We start from the raw sequence: 19,692 nt of genomic DNA, 5'->3' as shown, positions 1-19,692 counted from the left end.
CGCACCGGAGAGTCCATGCCAGCCGCGAGTCCCGGCACGACCACCGCCACGGCGGCGACGGCCGACCGCCCCGAAGGCGACTACGCCTTCGACAACGACAGCCCGTACGCCACCGAGCAGCACCGCTGCCTGGCCGCCGCGCACGACGCGATCACCACCGCGCGGCTGGCGGAGACCGGCGTCGGCCCCGGCTGGGACTGCCTGGAGGCGGGAGCGGGCGGCGGCAGCGTCGCCCTGTGGCTGGCCGACCGCACCGCGCCCGGCGGCAGCGTGCTGGCCACCGACATCAAGCCCGAGCACATCCCCGCCCGCCCCGGTCTCGAACAGCGCCGCCACGACATCGTGCGCGACCCGCTCCCCGACGCGGCCTTCGACCTCGTCCACTCCCGCCTGGTGCTCACCCACCTGCCCCAGCGGCGGGCCGTGCTCGGCCGGCTGCTGCGCGCCCTGCGGCCCGGCGGGCACCTCCAGTTGGAGGAGTTCGACATCGACTACGCGCCGGTGCTCCTCGCCCCCGACGAGCGCACCCGCGCGGGCTACGAGGCGTTCCGGGCGGCCAAGGGCCGCGTGCTGCGGGCCGCGGGGGCCGACCCCGCGTGGGGCCGCACCTGCGCCGCCGACCTGCGGGCCGCCGGATTCACCGACATCGAACCCGTACCGCACCTCGTGCCCTGGACGGCGGACTCCCCGGGCCTGCGGCTGCAACTGCACCACACCTACCACCTGCGGGACGCGCTCCTGGAGCACGGGATGACGGAGGACGAACTGCTCGCGGCGCGCGACGCGATGCGCCACCCGGACTTCCGCGCCGCCTCCTGCGTCCTGTACTGCGTCCAGGCGAGGCGACCGGAGTGACGGCCACCGCGGCCGGCCCCCGTACCACCGCGGCGCCGCGTATCGGCACGGCGCCGGTTTCCGCGCGCGACGGCGCGCCCGCCACGGCCGTCCGGCTCGCCGTCGCCCACCTGCGGGCGCTCGGCTGCGGCACCGAGCACGGCAGGTCGGGCGCGTTCACCGCGCACTACGGCCTGGTCCGCGCGCGCTGCGAGGTGAGCTGGGCCGGGCCCGTGGACCTCCCGCTGACCAGCGAGGCCGACGTACAGGCCGCGTGCGGTCTGACGCAGGTGCACGGCCGCCGCTACGGTGCACCGACCCCGCTCGGCGTCGACTACGCCTCCTGCGTCGCGGGCGCGCTCGCCGCCACCGGCACCCTCGCCGCGCTGGCCGCCGGGCCCGCCGACGACGGCGGCGAGATCCGCGTCACCACCTCGGTCGCCCAGGCGGCGCTGCTCTCGGTCGGCCAGTACCTGGCCGCCGCGACCGCGGCCGACGACTGGCCGGAACGCCACGCACCCGGCGGCCCGCCCTTCGCCGCCGCCGACGGCGTCCGGTTCGAACTGGAGACCCTGGACCCCGAGGCGTGGCGCGGCTTCTGGTCCGCGCTCGGCGTGGACCGCGCGGACGCCGCACGCGGCTGGCTCCCCTTCCAGCAGCGGTACGCCACCGCGGTCTGCCCGCTCCCGCCCGCCCTCCACGAGGCCGTCGCCCGGCTGCCCTTCCCCGAACTCGGCCGCCTCGCCGACGCGATCGGCGTGGATCTGACCCCGGTCGCCGCGGGGCCGCCCCCGTGGGCGGACGGCGACGAGCGGCCCTGGCGGCTGCGCCCCACCGGCCCGACGGCCGCGCCGCAGGCCGCGCCCGGCACCGGGGCGCCGCTGGACGGGGTGACCGTCGTCGAGGTGTGCCGCCGCGTCCAGGGACCGCTCGCCGGGCACCTGCTGCGGCTGCTCGGCGCGCGCGTCGTCCGCGTCGAGCCGCCGGGCGGCGACCCGATGCGGGGCATGCCGCCCATGGCGGGCGGCACATCGGCCCGCTTCACGGCCCTGAACGACGGCAAGGAGACGGTGGAGGCGGATCTCACCACCGCGTCCGGCCGCGCCGCGGTCCGCGAACTCCTCGCGGGGGCCGAGGTGTTCCTGCACAGCCTGGCCCCCGGCAAGGACCGGCGGTCCGGGCTCGACGCCGACACCCTGACCGCCCACCGCCCCGGCCTGGTGCACGCCGCCGCCTCCGGCTGGGGCGACGAGCGCGGCTCCCGGCCTCCCGTCGGCACCGACTTCCCCGTACAGGCGTGGACGGGCCTCGCCGCCCTGGTCACCCCGCCGGGACTGCCGCCGACACCGTCCCTGCTCACCCTCACCGACGTGCTCGGCGGCGTGATCTGCGCGGAAGGCGCCGTCGCGGGGCTGCTCGCGGCCCGGCGGACCGGGCGCGGACAGGCCGTCACCTCCTCGCTGCTGTCCGCCGCCCGGCTGCTGTGCGGGCCGCGGTTCCGCTCGGCTCCCGCGCGGACGACGGTCCCCGACCGCGCCGACCTGACCGACCTCGCGGCGGACCCCCGCCTCGCGCCCGCCCTCGACCGCGACCTGTGCACGCGGGCCGCAAACCCCTGGGAGTTCCACCGATGACCACTCCGGTGGAGACGCCGACCGACGCGACACCTCCCGTACGGGCGGCGGCCGGACGCACATGGCGGTCCCGCAACGGCCTCGTGCTGCGCGACACGGTCCCGGCCCCGCTGCGGCGGCGCTGGGCCCGGCGTGAGGAGTGTCCCGACACGGGGCTGTACGCGGCCTTCGCCGAGCACGTACGCGACCACGGCGACCGGACGGCCGTACGCACTCCCGGCCTCGCGCTGACCTACCGCGAACTCGACGTGCGGGTACGCGGGATGGCGTCGGCGCTGGGCGCGCTCGGCGCGGGCCCCGGCGATGTGGTCGGCATCCGGCTGAACGGCGGCTGGCCCGCGCTGGCCACGGACCTCGCCGTCGCCGCCGTCGGCGCGGTCGCCCTACCCTGGCCCACAGGGCAGGGCACCCGCGAGAGCCACGCCCTGCTGGAGCTGTCCCGCGCCCGCTACATGGTGAGCGACACCCCACTGGACCACCGGCACGGCCCGCTCCCGTACCTGGAACGCCTCACCACGGTCGGGGAACTCCTCTACGGCGACCCCGACGGATGCGTCCCCGCCGTCGTGGACCCCGAGGACCCGGCCCGCGTCCTGGTCTCCTCGGGCTCCGAGGCCGCGCCCAAGATGACCGCCTACAGCCACAACGCGCTGCTCGGCGGACGCGGCAGTTACGTGGACGCGGTGCTGCGCGGCGGCGGCGGACACGACACGGCCACCGGCACCCGCCAGGACACGCCAGGCGGCGACCCCGGCACCGGCGAAAGCGCCGAGGACAGCGGCCCGGCCGCGCTCGTCCTCGTCCCGCTCGCCTCCTCCTTCGGCTCCTTCGGACTGGTCGCCCTCGCCCGCTGCGGCGCGACCCTCCACCTGCTGGACCGCTTCGACCCCGGCGCCGCCCTGCGCGCCGTCACCGACTGGCGGCCCACCCACGTCGTCGCCGTACCCACCATGCTGGGCCGGATCGCCGACCACCCCACCGTGCCCGGCGAGGACCTGGGCTCGCTGCGGGCCGTCGTCTCCAGCGGCGCCCCGCTCACCTCCACCGTCCTCGCCGCCGCGCTGCGCCGCTTCGGCCGCCCGGTCACCAACGTCTACGGGTCGAGCGACGGCGTGAACTGCCGTATCACCTGGACCGGTTCTGACGGCGACGTCCGCCGCGTCGGACACCCGGACCCGCGCGTCACCGACCTGCGCGTCTGCGGCGCCGACGACCGGCCGCTGCCCGCGGGGCACAGCGGCGAGATCCAGGCCCGCGGCCCGATGAGCCCGCTGGCCTACGTCGGCGCGCCCGACCTCGACCTGCGCTACCGCACCGACGACGGCTGGATCAGGACCGGTGACCTCGGGGTCTTCGACGCCGACGGTTCGCTGCGCGTCCTGGACCGGATCAGGCAGACCGTGATCCGCGGCGGCTGGACGATCAGCCCCGCCGAGGTCGAGGCGGAGCTGCACACCCACCCGCACGTCGCCGAGGCCGCCTGCGTACCCGTCCCCGACCCGGATCTCGGCGAGCGGCTGTGCGCCTTCCTGGTCCAGCGACCGGGCACGGAGCCGCTGACCGTCGCGGCGCTGTCCGCGTATCTGACCGGCGAGCGCGGTCTGGCCCGGCGCAAGCTGCCCGAACTCGTGCTGCACCTGGACCGGTTGCCGATCGGGGCCACCGGCAAGGTCTGCCGCCGCACCCTCGCCGCCGCGGCCCTCGCCCGCCCGCCAGAAGACCCGGTACGCGCCCCCCGGCGCTGAGCAGCGCCTGAGCCACACCGCACCGCAGGAGGAGCACCCGCCCATGGAACCCGCGCCCGTACTCGACACCGCGGCCAGGCCCCCCGTCGGCGCCGTTCCCGCCGCCGACACCTCGCCGATCGCGCCCGGCAGTTGGCGCGCCTACGCCAAGCTGGCCAAGCTGGACATCCTCGACTACTACCTGAGCATCCCGCTGGCCGCCGCGATGCTCGTCCCGTTCGGCGTCGTCACCGGGGCCGGGCTCGTCACCGGGGCCGGACTCCGGCCCGAGACCACGGGACGCGCCGCGCTCGTGCTGGTCCTGTTCTTCCTGGGCGAACTGACCATGGTGGCCGGGATGGTCGCCTTCGACGACGTGACCGGCTACCGCGACGGCAGCGACGCGGCCAACTACGGCCCGGACGCCGCCGCCCGCCGCCTCGCCCGTAAACCGCTGGTCGCCGGGACGCTCACCGAGCGGCAGGCGATCCGGTTCGGCTGGGCGGCGGTCGCGCTGTGCGCGCTGTTCTGGGGCGCGGCCGTCCTCGCCGCTCCCGCCCGGCCGCTGTGGGCGGTGCTCGGCACGGCGGCCTGCGCGCTCTTCGGGTTCCAGTACTCCTGGTGGCTGAAGTTCAGCTACCGCGGCGGCCAGGAGATCTTCCTGGCCGCGCTCGGCTGGGGCTATGTGCTGCCGCTCTTCGGCCTGCTGAACGGCGGCGCACCCGGCTTCGTCGTCGTGCAGGCGCTGATCTTCGGGCTCGGCCCCGTGCTGTTCGGCGTCTACTCCAACATCAACGACCGGGACGGGGACCACGCGGTCGGGCGGCTGACCGTGGCCGCCGTCGCCTCCGAGCGCGGCAACTCCGCCTTCATCGCCGGGGTTTCCGGGCTGGAGGCCCTGCTGATCGTCGTCCCCGCCGCCGCCGGGATCGCGCCGTGGTGGTTCCCGCCGCTCATGTCGCCCGTCCTCGTGCTGCGCGCCCGCCAGTGGGTACGCGGCAATCGGCGCGGTGACGTCCTGGGGGCCCGCACCCGCGGCATCCGGCTGCACCGCCTCGCCACCGCGCTGATGATCGCGGCCGACCTGCTGCTGGCGGTGACCCGGTGACCAAGCCCCTCGACCCCGGCATCGTCTTCGACGCGCTCGCCCGCCGCGGCTCGCCGACCGTCGTCCACCTCAGCCGCCCCCTCGACCTCGCGCCCGAGGAGGGCACCCGGTGGACGGTGCCCCAACTGGCCGGCCTGGTACGGGACACCGCCGCCCGGCTCGCCGCGGCGGGAGCGGGCCCCGGCGACCACGTGGCCGTCGTCAAGCGCAACCACTGGGACTACGTCCTGCTCGCCTGCGCCGCCGTCCGGATCGGCGCCGTCCCCGCGCTGCTCTCCGACCACCTCGCCCCCGAGGTGCTCGACACCCTGCTCGAACGGCTGCGCCCCGCCGTCCTGGTCACCCAGACGCACCTGCTGCGCAAGGCCGCCAGAGCCGATGTCGAGCTGGCGCGCCACAGCGCGTGCACGCTGACCCTGGACAGCGCGAGCCTGCACGACTCGGTACCGGACGACACCCGGCCGCCCCAGCCGGTCCGCTCCTTCCACGACCTGCCCGCACGGCCGCTCGCCCCGATCCACCGCCGCGGTGACGGCGAGCCGCTGGCCGTGCACCACACCTCGGGGACCACCGGCGTGCCCAAGCTGGTCGTCCACTCCACCACGACGCTCATCCGGCGGCTCGCCGGATTCGAGGCCAGGCGCTGGCCCGTGGTCACCCCGCGCGCCGGCGACACCGTCGCCAGCGCCATCTCCTTCGCGCACGGCCGCGCGCTCGCCTGGACCGTCAGCGCGCTGTGGCACCAGCCCCGCGAGGCCGTGATCGTCGCCGACTCCGATCCCGACGCGGCCCGCCGCACCCTGACCGCGCACCCGCCCACCGTCCTGGAAGCGCTGCCCTCCACGTATGTGCGCTGGCAGCGCCTGGCCGCCGAGCCCGACAGTCCCTTCCGGGACGTACGCATGTACATCTCCACCTTCGACGCCGTCCACCCGCCGACCGTGCGGGTCTTCCTCGACGCCAGCCGGCGCGCCCGGCCGCTGTGGATGCAGGGCTGGGGCCAGACCGAGACCGGGCCGCTCACCTTCCGCTTCCTCACCCGAGGGGCGCTGGCCCGGCGCGCGGAGCGCCACCCCACCACCCGCGACCTCGGCCGTCCGGTCCCCGGCTGGGTCGGCCTGCGGGTGGTGGACCCGCGCACCTTCCAACCCGTGCCGCGCGGACAGGTCGGCCTCGTCCTCACCCGGACCAAGGCCCGCTGCCTCGGCTACCTCGGCGAACAGGACCGCTGGGACGAGAAGGCGCACGGGCCCTGGTTCAACACCGGAGACCTCGCGGTCCGTACGCGCGGCGGCTCGCTGATCCTGCTGGACCGGGAGGTCGACATGATCCCGGGGCTGAGCTGCGTGGAACTGGAGGACGTCCTGCACGACCGGCTGCCCGAGGTCGAGGAGGCCGTCGTCCTCGGCGTCGTGGACCGCGACCCGCAGACCGTCCTGGTCGTCAACGCGCCCATCGACCCGGCCCGTTGGCGGCACGCCGTACGCGACCTGCCCGCGCTCGCCGAACCCCTCACGGTGGACTGGGACGCCGTCCCGCGCACCGCCACCGGCAAGGTCCGCCGCCACGAGCTGCGCGACCGCTACCTCGCCGGCACCGCCACCCACGGAACCGGGAGATGGACGTGACGGACCTCGACGTCGCGGTCGTCGGCGGCGGCATCGGCGGCCTCGCCGCCGCCTACCGGCTGCAACGGGCGGGCCGCTCCGTGCGGGTCTTCGAGGCCGCCCCACGCGTCGGCGGACGCATGGCCAGCTCCCTCGTCGACGGCTGCCTCGTCGACGAGGGAGCGGAGACCATCGCCACCCGCGGCTACCAGGCCACCTGGCGCCTCATCGACGAACTCGCCGTGCCGCCCGCACACCTCACCCCGGTGCGGGCCGGATTCGCCCTCTGGCACGAGGGCCGCGCCCACGCCCGGCTCGGCCACCCGGCGGGGCTGCTCACCGGGGCGGGCATGTCCTGGCGCGGGCGGCTGGACTGGCTGCGCTTCACCGCCCGACTGCTGCGCCGCCGCGGGGACTTCGACGCCGACCGGCCCGAACTCGCGCCGCCCGGCACGGCCACCCTCGCCGAGTACGCCCGCGCCTACCACCCCGACGTGCACGACCGCCTGCTCCAGCCGCTGTCGGGCCACTGCTTCGGCTGGCACTCGGAACGCTCGGTCGCCGCCCCCATGCTCGCCACGCTGCTCGCGGTCGGCGGCGCCGGAGCCCGCTGGACCACCTACACCACCGGCATGGACACCCTCCCGCGCGCCCTGGCCGAACGGGTCCCCGTACAACTCGGCAGCTCGGTCACGGCCGTTGAGCGGACCGGCGCGGACGAGGCACGGCTGCACCTCGCCGACGGCGGGATCTTGACGGCGCGTCAGATCCTGATCGCCGTACCGGCACCGGTCGCGCTGTCCCTGTACGCCGACCCGTCGCCCGACGAACGCGCCTATCTGGCGGCCTGTTCCTTCACCCCCATGCTCAAGGCCGTCTGCCTCCTCGACCGACCGCTGCCCAGCCCGACCCGCGCCCCCAGCTACGCCCTGTCCGTTCCCGCGACCGAGAGCCGGATCTGCGGCGGGCTGCTCCTCGACCACCTCAAGGCCGAGGGGCGCGTCCCGCCGGGCCGCGGGATGGTCAGCCTCTTCGCCTCGCCCGCGATCGGCCCCCGCCTGCTGGACGCCGACGACGCCGAGGTCACCCGTACGCTCGTCGGCGAGGCCGAACGCTTTCTGCCGGGGCTCGGCGAGGCCACCACCCGCACGCTCGTGCACCGCTTCCGGTACGGCCTGCCCGAAGCCACCCCCGCCGCGCTGGGCCTGCGCGCGGCCTTCGCCGCCCGGCCCGCGGGGCCCGTCGACTACGTCGGCGACTGGACTCTCCTGCGGCCCAGCAGCGAGGGCGCGGTCCGCTCGGCGGAACTGGCCGCGCGACGCGTCGCCGCGCGCACGGCCCACCCCTCTCGTCCGAAGCGCGCGGTGAGCCCGGCACCCACCGGCCGACCCGCGTGATTCGGCGCACATGTCCCACCCGCGAATCACGTGCACTGGAGGCACCTGTCATGCGTCGAAGCACCACCATGATCGCGATGGCCGCGGCGGCCGTCGTCGGCCTCGCGGCCACTCCCGCCCAGGCCGCCACCGGCCAGGTCGTCGTCTTCTCCGTCGAGGGCCAGCCGCTCAAGGTCTACCAGGACCCCACCGGCTGTCAGCGACTCCCGTTGACGGCGCATGTGCTGGACAACCTCACCGACCAGCCGGTCAAGGTCTTCGCCGACCCCTTCTGCACGGTCCCGGCGACCCTTCCCACCACCGGCGTCGGCGTCCTTCCGGCCGGCTACGGCACTCACGTCACCGGAGTCGGCAGCTTCTCCGCCTGACCACCGGTCGCGGCACGCGCGCCCGCCGTACCACCGCCGTCGGGGTGCGGTGGTACGGCGGGGCGGCCGGCCCGGTCAGGGTGTGAGGCGGTTCGGCCTTCGGAACAGGAACATGGTCCCGCGGAGCGAGTCCGGGCCGAGTATCGCCATGAGGACGCGGCCGAGGGTCAGACCGTCGCCGGGAGGGGCATGGGGGCGGGGCGGCGACGGTCGCGCAGGGCGGCGGACAGCACCGACACGACGATGCCGCCGAAGGCCCAGGCGCCCAGGATCCACAGGGACCTGGTGATGTCGTGCCCTTCGAAGTAGACGGTGTTGCGGACCACGGTCGTCCCGGCGCCCGGCGGCAGGATCTGGCCGATGGCCCGCCAGAAGGGCGGCAGGAGAGCGGCCGGATAGACCCCGCCGGAGCTGGGATTGCCCAGGACGGTGAAGATCAGGATGGTCAGGCCGAGGCCGATGGTGCCCGCCACCGACTGGAGGGCGACGCCCACCGCGCCCGAGGCGAACACGATCAGGGTGCCGATGCCGACCAGGTCCCAGAAGGCGCCGGGCAGGCAGTGCAGGACGGGACCGACGATCACCGCGCCGCCGATGCCGGAGACGAAGGCGTAGGGCAGCATCGCGGTCAGCCGCACCAGGACGCGGCGCAGGGTAGGGCGCGCCGACCCGGCCGCCATGTTCAGCGCGGACGCGGCCAGATAGCCGCCGATCGTCCAGCTCAGGACGAGGTAGAAGGACGACAGGCCGCGCGAGTCGCCCTTCACCGGCGGGCGGATGTCGCGTACGACGACCTCACGGTGCTGCGCCTGTCCCGCCAGCCGCACGACCTGGGTCGCCGCGTCCGAGGCGGAGGGGCCGCCCGCGGACGCGACCAGGACGGTGTCCGTCGTCCCGCGCGGGTCGACGACGACGGCGGCGTCGGTGCGCCGGTCCAGCAGCCGGGCCCTGGCCTCGGCGCGGTCGGCGACCGCGACGGCGTGCACCGGCTCACCGGGAAGGGCGTTGAGCCGGGCCACCGCGTCCCGCGCCGCGGCCTGCGGTGCGACCACGACGATCGGCACCCGGTGGGGCTTGGGCGAGTGGAAGGCGCCCATGTAGGACAGCGCGAAGCCCAGTTGCAGCAGGAGCACGCCCAGCATGACCAGGACGGCCCTGAATGTGATCGCGTCCCGCAACTCCTCCACGATGCCGTGCCTGCCCGGCCTGTCGAGTACCACCCGACTGCTCCCCGTGCCCGTCAACGCTGTCCGCCCTTCTGGTACGCCGGGGCCATGAGCCCGGCCGAAGTCGTCAAATCCTCGGCTCCGCGTCGGCGTCCGTCGCCGGGGCGCGCCCACGGCGCCCGTCCCGGCAACCCGTTCGGCGTAGGCCCGACCGCCGCCTAAGGGTTGGGTATCAGTCATGCGGCACCTGCAACCGCTGGGGCGGTCGTACTCTCCTATAGTGCGACCGGCGAGATGGGGAGACTCGATTGATCACGGCAACGGCGGTTGACACCGCCGCTCAGGGCTCGCGTAAGCGGCGGGTGGCGAAGGGGATGTTGGCGTTGGCGCTCGGCGCCGTCCTGCTGGGGGCGACCGCCTGCAGCGGGAGCGCGGGCGCGTCGACCGACAAGGGAAAGCAGGACGGCAAGGGTTCGGCGTCGGGCGGTGCCACGACGACGCCCGCCTCGCAGGTGGCGCTGAGCATCGTGCCCAAGGACGGCGCGACCGGGGTGGACACCACGGGCGCGCTCAAGATCACGGCCGCCAAGGGCAAGTTGGTGAAGATCGCGGTGACCGACGCGGCCGGCCACCGGCCGGTCGACGGCGCGATATCGGCGGACGGCACCAGTTGGAAGCCGTCCGGGATTCTGCGCACCGCGACCAAGTACACCGTGAACGCGGAGGCGGTGGACTCGGCCGGGCGCAGCACCGTACAGCGGTCGTCGTTCACCACGCTGAAGCCGCAGGCCGTCAACTACGGCGTGTTCAACGTGGATCCGGGCTCGACGTACGGCGTGGGCATGGAGGTGTCGATCCGCTTCAACAAGCCGGTCGCCGACCAGGCCGCGACGCACAAGGGGATCACCGTCACGGCGGACCCGCAGGTGCCCGTCGAGGGCCACTGGTTCGGCAATCAGCGGATCGACTTCCGGCCGGAGAGGTACTGGGCGCCCGGCACCAAGGTCACGCTGCACATGAACCTCAACGGTGTGCAGATGTCGCCCGGTGTCTACGGCCAGCAGTCGAAGGACGTGAGCTTCACCATCGGCCGCTCGCAGACCTCGGTGGCCGACAACACCGCGAAGACGCTGAAGATCTACCGGGGCGGGAAGCTGTACAAGACGTACCCGGCGAGCCTCGGTGACCCCCAGCACACCACGTACAACGGCAAGATGGTGATCGAGGAGAAGGACCCGGTGGTGGACATGGACTCCCGCACCGTGGGCCTCGGCAACTCGTACCACATCAAGGACGTGCCGCACGGCATGCGGCTGTCCGACTCGGGGACCTTCGCGCACGGCAACTACTGGCGCCCGGTGTCGGTGTTCGGACACGAGAACACCAGCCACGGCTGCGTGGGCCTGCACGACGTGAAGGGCGGCGGCGACCCGGACACCCCGGCCGCCTGGTTCTACAGCCACTCGCTCATCGGTGACGTCGTCGAGGTCGTGCACTCGCCCGACAAGGTCATCGACCCGAGCAACGGCATCAACGGCTGGAACATGTCCTGGGCCACCTGGGTGGCCAACTGACCCTCGGACCACGGCCCCCGGCCGTCCGGACACGCGTCCCGAGCGGCCCGGGGAACGGGTCCCGGGTGGTTGACGAACGGGTCCCGGGTGGTTGACGAACGGATCGCGGCCCCGGAACGCTCAGGCGTTCCGGGGCCGTTCCGCGCGGGACACACCGGTGCGGACATCGATGTCAGGGCATCGGCGGTCCCGCCAGATACGTGCCGTGCGCGTCGTACGGCCACGCGTTCGCCACACAGCCGTGCAGTCCGTCGATCTGCTGCATCATCGCGGGCGCCGGACGCCCGGCGCCGGGACACCCCTCGTGGCCGTGCCCGATGCGGTGGCCCACCTCGTGGTTGACGATCAGGGCGCGGTACTCGTGGAGCGGTCCGGGGAACTGCGGCGAACCGGTCCGCCAGCGCTTGAGGTTCACCACCACCTGGTCGCCGACATCGCAGTTGACCTCGCCGCGGGTGTGCAGCCCGGCCGCCCCGCAGATCCGGTCCACGGTGTCCGGGCTGGCGATCTTCACCTCGAAGTCGTACCGGCCGCCGGAGACGAGCTGGAAGGCGTCGTGGCCGTCGGCGATCCAGCTCCGCCGGTCGCCGAGGATGCTCTCGATCTCGCGCGCCGCGTCGGCGGCTCTGACGCCCGTGCCCTGCTCGACCTGCACCTTGTAGCGGCGCAGCGTGCCGGTGCCGACCGACGTCCCCGACGCCCGGGCGGTGTCGAAGACGCCGTTGCCCCCGGTGCCGGACGACGGCGCGGACGACGGCGCGGATGGCGGCGCGGATGGCGGCGCGGACGCGGGCGCCCGCCCGGCGGGTGACGTGGAAGGCGCCGCCGGCGTCCTCGCCGGTTCGGTGGCGGCGGGCGGCGAACCCGCCGTATCCCCGTCCGCCGCGTGCCCGCCCTTCCCGTCCTTCCCGTCCTTCCCGCCGTGCGCGGCGACCAGCAGTGCCCCGGCCACCCCGACCGCCGCCAGCGTGCCGAGCGTGTACGTCGTCCGCCGTCGCCTGCGCCGCCGTAGGGTCGCCAGGGAACGCAGCGTGCGGGCGCCGCCGCCCCCCGCCCGCCCCGCCGATTTCCGTTTCTTCTCCCGGTGCATGGCTGTTCACACTGCGGTCCGCGTGTGATGGCCCCTGGCCCGGAAGATCACGAAAGCGTAACCACGGCGGCGGACGGCCGCTGTATGACCCCTTCGTAACAGCTGCCCGGCCGAGCCCCTCTCACGGCCCTGCCCGCCCGGACCTCACGCATACTGACCTGCATGCCCCGCGTTCTGCTCGTCGAAGACGACCCCGCGGTCCGCAAGGGCGTGCAGCTGGCCCTGCGCCACCAGGGACACGACGTCCTCGCCGCCGCGACCGGTGAGGAGGGCCTGAGCCACCTGCGCCCCTTCCGGCCCGACGTCGTCGTGCTCGACCTCATGCTCCCCGGCATCGCCGGACTCGACGTCTGCCGTCGCATACGCGAGCACGACCAGGTCCCGATCATCATCGTGACCGCGCGCGGCGACGACGTGGACGTGGTGGTCGGCCTGGAGGCCGGAGCGGACGACTACGTGGTCAAGCCGGTACAGGCCCGCGTGCTCGAAGCCCGTATACGCGCGGTGCTGCGCCGGATCGCCGCACCCGGCGCCGACGGCACCAGGCCCCGGCAGGAGTCGCACGGCGACCTGTCCATCGACCGCGCCGGGCTGCGGGTCTCCCTGCGCGGCGAGCCCGTACCGCTGGCCCCCTCGGAACTGCGGCTGCTGCTGACCCTGTCGGCCTCGCCGGGACAGGTGCTCAGCCGCCAGCAACTCCTGGAAGCGGTCTGGGAGCACAGCTACCACGGCGACATCCGGCTGGTCGACGCCTGCGTGAAGCGGCTGCGCGGCAAGCTCGGCGGCGGACCGGGCGCCGGGTCCGGCTACATCGAGACCGTACGGGGCTTCGGCTACCGCTTCCGCGCGCCGTACGCGCGGCCGCTCCAGCCGACCCCATGAGGTCCGCCGTCTCCAGGGCCCTGCTCGCGCTGCGCGGGCTGCGCACCCGACTGGTGGTCGCCTTCGTGCTGGTCGCGGTCGTCAGCGCGCTGAGCACCGGGGCCCTCGCCTTCAGGGAGGCGCGGACCGGCGTGCTCCAGCAGAGCCAGGACGCGGTCATCCGGCAGTTCCGCGACAGCGTCGACGCGCTGGCCCCCGCGATCCCCGCGGAGCCCGACCAGGCGGCGATGGACTCGCTGGTCACCCAGGTCGCGAGGGCCCACCAGTCGCAGCGCTGGCAGGTCCTTGCCACGTACGGGGAGCGCCGCGCCGGATCCGCGCCGGAGAACGCCTTCGAGCGGCTGACCCCCGAACTCCTCGGGTCGGTGCGCGACCAGGCCGCCGCGGTCTTCCAACGGGTGAGCACGGACGACGGCCCGGTCCTCGTCGTCGGCCTGCCGGTCGCGTACCGCGCCGCCGAGAACCAGTCGCTGACGCTCTCCGGCCTCGTCATGTACCTGGTCGTGCCGCAGGACACCGAGCAGGCGTACGTCCAGGCCATGATCACCGCCATCAAGGACGCCGCGCTGTGGGCCGTGGTCCTCGCGGTCGTCCTGGCGCTCTTCGCCGCGCGCGGCGTGCTGCGCCCGGTACGCGCCCTGCGCCGCGCGACCCGGCGGATGGCGGAGGGCCACCTCGACGTACGGCTGGCCGTCAACGGCTCCGACGAACTCGCCGACCTCTCCCGGTCCTTCAACGACACGGCCGCCGCCCTGGAGCGCTCGGTGACCGAACTGCGGCGGCTGGAGGCGCAGGCCCGGCGCTTCGTCGCCGACGTCTCGCACGAACTGCGCACACCGCTGGCCGCGATGTCCTCGGTCACCGACGTGCTGGACGAGGGCGCGGGCCGCCTCGACCCCGAGACGGCCACCGCGGTCGGCCTGATCAGCGAGGAGACGGTACGGCTCGCCCGGCTCGTGGAGGACCTGATGGAGGTGTCGCGCTTCGACGCGGGCGCCGCGCGGCTCAACCTGGACGAGATCGACCTGGCCGAGTCGGTGCGCCGCACCCTCGTCTCGCGCGGCTGGCTGGCGGAGGTCGACACCCGGCTGCCCGCGCCCGGCGCCCTGCGCGCCCGCGTCGACCCGCGCCGCCTGGACGTGGTGGTGGCCAACCTCGTCGGCAACGCGCTGCGGCACGGCGCGCCGCCCGTGGTGCTGTCCCTGAGCGCGGTCGGCGGGCGGTCCGCCGGGGGAGCGTGGGCGGTGATCGAGGTACGGGACGCCGGCCACGGCATCCCGGAGGCGGCCCTGCCGCACATCTTCGAGCGCTTCTACAAGGCGGACACCTCGCGCAGCCGCAGTGAGAGCAGCGGCCTCGGCCTGGCCATCACGGCCGAGAACGTACGGCTGCACGGCGGCCGGATCACCGCCCGCAACGCGGACGGCGGCGGCTCCGTCCTCACCGTCGAACTGCCGCTGCGCCGCGACTCGGCCGCGGGCACCGCCGACGCCGGGGACCGCGCCGGTTCCGTCGGTTCTGCTGATTCCGCTGATTCCGCTGATTCCGCCGCCTTCGGAAGCGAGGACGTCCGATGAGGCGCGCCGCCGGTCCGCTGGCCTGCCTGGCGTCCGCCGCCGCGCTCGCGGCCTGCGGCGTCCCGCCGACCAGCGTCATCCAGGCCGGGGAGCCCGCGGTGGGCATGACCCCCGGCGTCAGCGTCTACTTCCTCTCCGGCGACACCTTGCGGGCGGTTCCCCGCCGCGCGCCCGACGCCGCCGGTCCGGTCGTCGCGCTGCGGCTGCTGTTCGCGGGCCCCGGCGACGCCGACCCGACGACGCTCACCACGCGACTGCCGTCCCTGCCGCGCCCGCCCGTGATCGCCTTCGACGGCGTCACCACCGTCGTGCGCCTGCCCGCGGGCGTCGACCGCCTCTCGCCGCTGGCCATGGACCAGGTGGTGTGCACGGTGGCGGCCAATCCGGGCGGGCCGCAGCGCACCGCGCCGCCCGGCGGGGCCAGCGCCGTCCCGACCGCCGTACCCGACGTCCCGACCGCCGTACCCGACGTCCCGACCGCCGGGACCCCGCGGTCGGCGTCGCCCAGTCCCGACGTCCGCGTCATCGGCGCGGGCTGGGCGCTGTCCCGGCTCGTGGAGAGCTGCCCGTCGTAGCGACCGGCGGGCGACCGTACAGCCCGCTGGGCCGGTGCGGCGGGGCCGCGGACACGCGTACGCCCCGCCGGTGGTGGGACCGGCGGGGCGTACGGGGGACGGCTGCGGAGAGCTGGGGGCCGCCCGGGCGCCGGACTACTCGACGTCGACCCAGTCCAGGGTCCGGTCCACGGCCTTCTTCCAGCCCTTGTAGCCCGTGGCGCGCTGCTCCTCGCTCCACTGGGGCTCCCAGCGGCGCGACTCGTGCCAGTGCTCGCGCAGCTCGTCGGTGTCGCGCCAGAAGCCGGTGGCGAGACCGGCCGCGTAGGCCGCGCCCAGCGCGGTGGTCTCGGCGACCACCGGACGGCTGACCGGGACGCCCAGGACGTCGGCCTGGGTCTGCATGCACAGGTCGTTGGCCGTGACACCGCCGTCGACCTTGAGCACGTCCAGGTGCACACCGGAGTCCTGCTCCATCGCCTCGACCACGTCGCGGCTCTGGTAGCACATGGACTCCAGCGTGGCCCGCGCCAGGTGGCCGTTGGTGTGGAAGCGGGCGAGGCCGACGATGGCGCCGCGCGCGTCGGACCGCCAGTACGGCGCGAACAGCCCGGAGAAGGCGGGCACGAAGTAGATCCCGTCGCTGCTCTCGACGGTCTGCGCCAGCCGCTCGCTCTCCGCGGCCTCGCTGATCAGGTGCATCTGGTCGCGCAGCCACTGCACCGCGGAACCGGTCACCGCGATGGAGCCCTCCAGCGCGTACACCGCCGGGGCGTCACCGAACTTGTACGCCACGGTCGTCAGCAGGCCGTGCTCGGAGCGGACCGCCTCCGTACCGGTGTTGAGCAGCAGGAAGTTACCGGTGCCGTAGGTGTTCTTCGCCTCGCCCGGCGCGAAGCAGACCTGGCCGACGGTGGCCGCCTGCTGGTCGCCGAGCACACCCGTGATGGGGATCGGCGCGCTCAGCGGGCGCGAGGTGCGGGTGGTGCCGAACGCCTCGGGGTGCGACGACGCGTGGATCGTCGGCAGCATCGCGCGCGGGATGTTGAAGATGCCGAGCAGCTCCTCGTCCCAGTCCAGCGTCTCCAGGTCCATCAGCATCGTGCGGCTGGCGTTGGTGACGTCGGTGGCGTGGATGCCGCCGTTCGGACCGCCGGTGAGGTTCCACAGGATCCAGGAGTCCGTGGTGCCGAACAGCGCGTGCCCCTGCTCGGCGGCCTGGCGGACGCCGTCGACGTTCTCCAGGATCCACTTGATCTTGCCGCCGGAGAAGTACGTCGCGGGCGGCAGGCCCGCCCGGCGCCGGATCAGGTCGCCGTGGCCGTCGCGCTCCAGCGCCTTGGCGATCGAGTCGGTCCTGGTGTCCTGCCAGACGATCGCGTTGCCGTACGGGCGACCGGTGCGCGGGTCCCAGACGACGGTGGTCTCACGCTGGTTGGTGATGCCGATCGCCGCGAGGTCGGAGGCCGAGATACCGGCCGACCGCACCGCGTTCTGGATCGCGACGTTGGTCCGCTCCCAGATCTCCACCGGGTCGTGCTCCACCCAGCCCGGCTTCGGCAGGTACTGGGTGTGCTCCAACTGGTGCTTGGCCACTTCGTTTCCGTCGTGGTCGAAGATCATGAAGCGGCTGCTGGTGGTTCCCTGATCCACCGCGCCGACGAAGTCCGCCATGGGTGCTTCCTGCCTTTCGTGGGTGTACCGGACCGCGGTGTACGTGACCGCGGTGTGCGTGACCGCCGTCCGCACGGCCGCCGTGTACGTGACCCCCGCGTACGGACCGCGGGGGTGTACGGACCTCGTGGACCCGCGGGCTCAGACCTCGGCGGCGGCCTCGGAGGCGGGGGCGCGTCCCGGGGGCTCCGGCGGGGCCTCGGGCAGGAAGCGGCCGACGAAGATCTTGTAGATCGCGCCGCCGAGGACGCCGCCGATCAGCGGTCCGACGATCGGCACCCAGAAGTAGAGATTCCCCCACTGGTCGCGCCACGCCGTGCTGTAGCCCGTGATGTAGCTGGCCAGCCGCGGGCCGAGGTCACGCGCCGGGTTGATCGCGTAACCGGCGTTGGCGCCGTACGCCATGCCGATCGCGACCACGATCAGGCCGACGATGAACGGGCCGAGATTCGCGCGGGGCGCGGTGTTGAGCACATCGGTGACCGCCAGGATCAGGATCAGCAGGATCGCCGTGCCGATCACCTGGTCGCGGAAGGCGCCCCACTCGTGGACACCGGCCGTCAGCGAGCCGTTGCCCGGCAGGGTGGCGAAGACCGTCTGCGTCTTGATGGTGTGGCCCGGGTCGGCGTGGCCCAGGATCTCGGAGTAGTTCCAGCGCACCAGCAGCGCGGCGACGAAGGCGCCCGCGGTCTGCGCCAGCGCGTAGGGCGCGACCTTCTTCCAGTCGAAGCCCTTGAACACCGCCAGGGTCAGCGTCACCGCCGGGTTGAGGTGCGCGCCGCTGAGTCGCGCGGCGACGTAGACACCGAGGGTGACGCCGAGCCCCCAGGCCCAGGCGATGCTGTCATGGTCGCCGAGACCGCCCTTCGGATCGGTCAGCGCGCCGCCGCCGACGACTTGGGCCACGACGCCGACACCGATCAGAATGAGGATCATCGTCCCGACGAACTCCGCCGACAGTTCGCCCAGAAGTCCTGAGCGTGCACGTGTCGCCATGGATTCCCGCTTCCCGCCGGCCGCCGTATGGACCGGCTGTAGCTCGTCCCGCTCTTGGCCATGCGTCTTCTGCTCTCCGCATGCTCCTTCACACGGAAGCACGTGTGAACCGGCTGTGCCGGATGGGATTGCGCCGTACGGGGGAGAGTGGTGGGAGAGGTGAGGCGGACACGGGAGTGGCGGCACCGGAAGCGGCGACCGGTCTGTTAGAGGCGCGGCCGTCCGGGGGCGCGGTCCGCTGAAGGCGGGTGTGTGTCAGGGGCGGGCGGGCTCGACGCGGCCGACGACCTCGCCGAGGCCGATCCGCGCACCGCCGGGGCCGGGCGCGGTGGCGCTGATCACCACCTCGTCGCCGTCCTCCAGGAACGACCGGCGCGTCCCGTCCGGCAGCTCCAGCGGCTCCTCGCCGTTCCAGGCCAGCTCCATCAGCGCGCCCCTGGTCTCCCTGTCGGGACCGCTGACCGTGCCCGAGGCGAAGAAGTCCCCGGTCCGCAGGCTCGCGCCGTTCACCGTCATGTGCGCCAGCATCTGCGCGTACGTCCAGTACATGGCGGCGAACGGCGGCCGGGACACCAGATGCCCGTTGAGCCGTACCTCCAGGGCGATGTCGAGGCCGTACGGCGGTCGCGCCGCGCGGTCGTCGAGATACGGCAGCGGCTCGGTGTCGCGGACCGGCGGGTCGGTACGGGCCTGCGCGAGCGCGGCCAGCGGCACCACCCACGGCGACACCGACGTGGCGAAGGACTTGCCGAGGAAGGGACCGAGCGGGACGTACTCCCACGCCTGGAGGTCGCGCGCCGACCAGTCGTTGACCAGGCACACCCCGAAGACGTGCGCGTCCGCGTCGGCCAGCGCCACCCGGCCGCCGAGCGGCGAGGGCGCGCCCACCACGAAGCCCAGCTCCGCCTCGATGTCCAGCTTCCGCGAGGGGCCGAAGTCCGGCGCCGGATCGGCCGCCGCCTTGCGCTGCCCGCACGGCCTGACCACCGGCGTGCCGGAGACCACGACGGTGCCCGCCCGTCCGTGGTAACCGATCGGCAGATGCTTCCAGTTCGGGGTCAGCGGCTCGGACCCCGGCCGGAAGATCCGGCCGATGTTCGCGGCGTGGTGTTCCGAGGCGTAGAAGTCCACGTAGTCCGCCACCTCGAACGGCAGGTGCATCGTCAGCTCCGCGCGCGGCAGCAGGCACGGCTCGGCGGCGTCGGCGTAGGTGTCGTCGGTCAGCCACGCGGTCAGCGCCGCCCTGACCCGCGTCCACAGCGGACGGCCCGCGGCCAGCAGCGGGTTGAGCGAGTCCGCGCCGAGCGCGGCGGCCAGATCGGCGGGAGCCCCGGCCGCCCGCGCCGCGGCCCCCGCGTCCAGGACGTGATCGCCGTACGCCACCCCGATCCGCCGCGCGGCGGGCTCGTCGGCGGTGCTGAACACCCCGTACGGCAGATTGCGCACCCCGAAGGGCGCGTCGTACGGGACGGCGAGCGGGCTGCTGGCGCTCAACGGACCTCCAGGT

16 protein-coding genes are annotated in these 19,692 nt (G+C 74.3%); 11 read left to right on the top strand and 5 right to left on the bottom strand.

Annotated features, from left to right (window positions below; translation table 11 throughout):
- Nucleotides 1–15: 15 nt before the first annotated feature.
- From ACZ37P_RS28635 to ACZ37P_RS28605, 7 genes are read left to right on the top strand one after another with little or no spacing between them, the layout of a single operon-like run.
- The gene (locus tag ACZ37P_RS28635; protein WP_391048437.1) at nt 16–855 is read left to right on the top strand and encodes a class I SAM-dependent methyltransferase; all 840 of its coding nucleotides are present in this window, start codon (nt 16–18) and stop codon (nt 853–855) included.
- Nucleotides 852–2,468 carry a CoA transferase gene (locus tag ACZ37P_RS28630; protein WP_467349266.1) on the top strand — a complete coding sequence of 539 codons (1,617 nt, stop codon included), beginning with the start codon at nt 852–854 and terminating at the stop codon, nt 2,466–2,468. Before ACZ37P_RS28635 ends, ACZ37P_RS28630 begins: the two co-directional genes overlap by 4 nt.
- Complete coding sequence (locus ACZ37P_RS28625) at nt 2,465–4,213, top strand: class I adenylate-forming enzyme family protein (RefSeq protein WP_467349264.1); 1,749 nt, start codon at nt 2,465–2,467, stop codon at nt 4,211–4,213. Before ACZ37P_RS28630 ends, ACZ37P_RS28625 begins: the two co-directional genes overlap by 4 nt.
- A 43-nt stretch (nt 4,214–4,256) precedes the next feature.
- Nucleotides 4,257–5,300: a UbiA family prenyltransferase gene (locus ACZ37P_RS28620; protein ID WP_391048430.1), complete on the top strand. Its 1,044-nt coding sequence runs from the start codon at nt 4,257–4,259 to the stop codon at nt 5,298–5,300.
- Nucleotides 5,297–6,928, top strand: coding sequence for a class I adenylate-forming enzyme family protein (locus ACZ37P_RS28615; RefSeq protein ID WP_467349261.1), 1,632 nt, complete (start codon nt 5,297–5,299; stop codon nt 6,926–6,928). Before ACZ37P_RS28620 ends, ACZ37P_RS28615 begins: the two co-directional genes overlap by 4 nt.
- Complete coding sequence (locus tag ACZ37P_RS28610) at nt 6,919–8,304, top strand: protoporphyrinogen/coproporphyrinogen oxidase (protein WP_467349260.1); 1,386 nt, start codon at nt 6,919–6,921, stop codon at nt 8,302–8,304. Before ACZ37P_RS28615 ends, ACZ37P_RS28610 begins: the two co-directional genes overlap by 10 nt.
- Before the next feature lie 50 nt (nt 8,305–8,354).
- Nucleotides 8,355–8,672, top strand: a complete 318-nt coding sequence (locus tag ACZ37P_RS28605; protein WP_401313612.1) for a hypothetical protein — start codon at nt 8,355–8,357, stop codon at nt 8,670–8,672.
- Nucleotides 8,673–8,839: 167 nt separating this feature from the next.
- On the opposite strand, the gene ACZ37P_RS28600 is transcribed toward ACZ37P_RS28605, so the two are convergent.
- On the bottom strand, nt 8,840–9,814 hold the full coding sequence (locus tag ACZ37P_RS28600) for an ABC transporter permease (RefSeq protein WP_467349366.1): 975 nt from the start codon (nt 9,812–9,814) through the stop codon (nt 8,840–8,842).
- A gap of 398 nt (nt 9,815–10,212) precedes the next feature.
- On the opposite strand from ACZ37P_RS28600, the gene ACZ37P_RS28595 reads away from it, so the two are divergent.
- Complete coding sequence (locus ACZ37P_RS28595) at nt 10,213–11,412, top strand: L,D-transpeptidase (protein WP_402713001.1); 1,200 nt, start codon at nt 10,213–10,215, stop codon at nt 11,410–11,412.
- A gap of 172 nt (nt 11,413–11,584) precedes the next feature.
- Here ACZ37P_RS28595 and ACZ37P_RS28590 read toward each other — a convergent pair whose 3' ends face one another.
- Nucleotides 11,585–12,502, bottom strand: coding sequence for a DUF3152 domain-containing protein (locus ACZ37P_RS28590; protein ID WP_467349258.1), 918 nt, complete (start codon nt 12,500–12,502; stop codon nt 11,585–11,587).
- A 162-nt stretch (nt 12,503–12,664) separates the two neighbouring features.
- On the opposite strand from ACZ37P_RS28590, the gene ACZ37P_RS28585 reads away from it, so the two are divergent.
- From ACZ37P_RS28585 to ACZ37P_RS28575, 3 genes are read left to right on the top strand one after another with little or no spacing between them, the layout of a single operon-like run.
- The gene (locus tag ACZ37P_RS28585; RefSeq protein WP_391048419.1) at nt 12,665–13,384 is read left to right on the top strand and encodes a response regulator transcription factor; all 720 of its coding nucleotides are present in this window, start codon (nt 12,665–12,667) and stop codon (nt 13,382–13,384) included.
- A complete protein-coding gene (locus ACZ37P_RS28580; RefSeq protein ID WP_467349256.1) occupies nt 13,381–14,961 on the top strand; it encodes a sensor histidine kinase in 1,581 nt (526 codons plus the stop codon). Before ACZ37P_RS28585 ends, ACZ37P_RS28580 begins: the two co-directional genes overlap by 4 nt.
- Nucleotides 14,958–15,536 (top strand): hypothetical protein, encoded by a 579-nt coding sequence (locus ACZ37P_RS28575; RefSeq protein WP_467349254.1) that lies wholly within the window; start codon nt 14,958–14,960, stop codon nt 15,534–15,536. The genes ACZ37P_RS28580 and ACZ37P_RS28575 overlap by 4 nt, the downstream gene beginning before the upstream one ends.
- A 135-nt stretch (nt 15,537–15,671) precedes the next feature.
- Here the strand turns inward: ACZ37P_RS28575 and glpK are convergent, their stop codons facing one another.
- The 3 genes from glpK to fahA form a co-directional block, all read right to left on the bottom strand.
- Nucleotides 15,672–17,189 (bottom strand): glycerol kinase GlpK, encoded by a 1,518-nt coding sequence (gene glpK, locus ACZ37P_RS28570; RefSeq protein WP_467349252.1) that lies wholly within the window; start codon nt 17,187–17,189, stop codon nt 15,672–15,674.
- A 141-nt stretch (nt 17,190–17,330) separates the two neighbouring features.
- Nucleotides 17,331–18,185: an MIP/aquaporin family protein gene (locus ACZ37P_RS28565; protein ID WP_391048412.1), complete on the bottom strand. Its 855-nt coding sequence runs from the start codon at nt 18,183–18,185 to the stop codon at nt 17,331–17,333.
- Nucleotides 18,186–18,440: 255 nt separating this feature from the next.
- Nucleotides 18,441–19,679 carry a fumarylacetoacetase gene (gene fahA / locus ACZ37P_RS28560; RefSeq protein ID WP_467349250.1) on the bottom strand — a complete coding sequence of 413 codons (1,239 nt, stop codon included), beginning with the start codon at nt 19,677–19,679 and terminating at the stop codon, nt 18,441–18,443.
- Nucleotides 19,680–19,692 lie beyond the last annotated feature (13 nt).

The organism is Streptomyces sp. NPDC024632, assembly GCF_055559175.1.
This window is presented reverse-complemented; position numbering and strand designations above follow the sequence as displayed.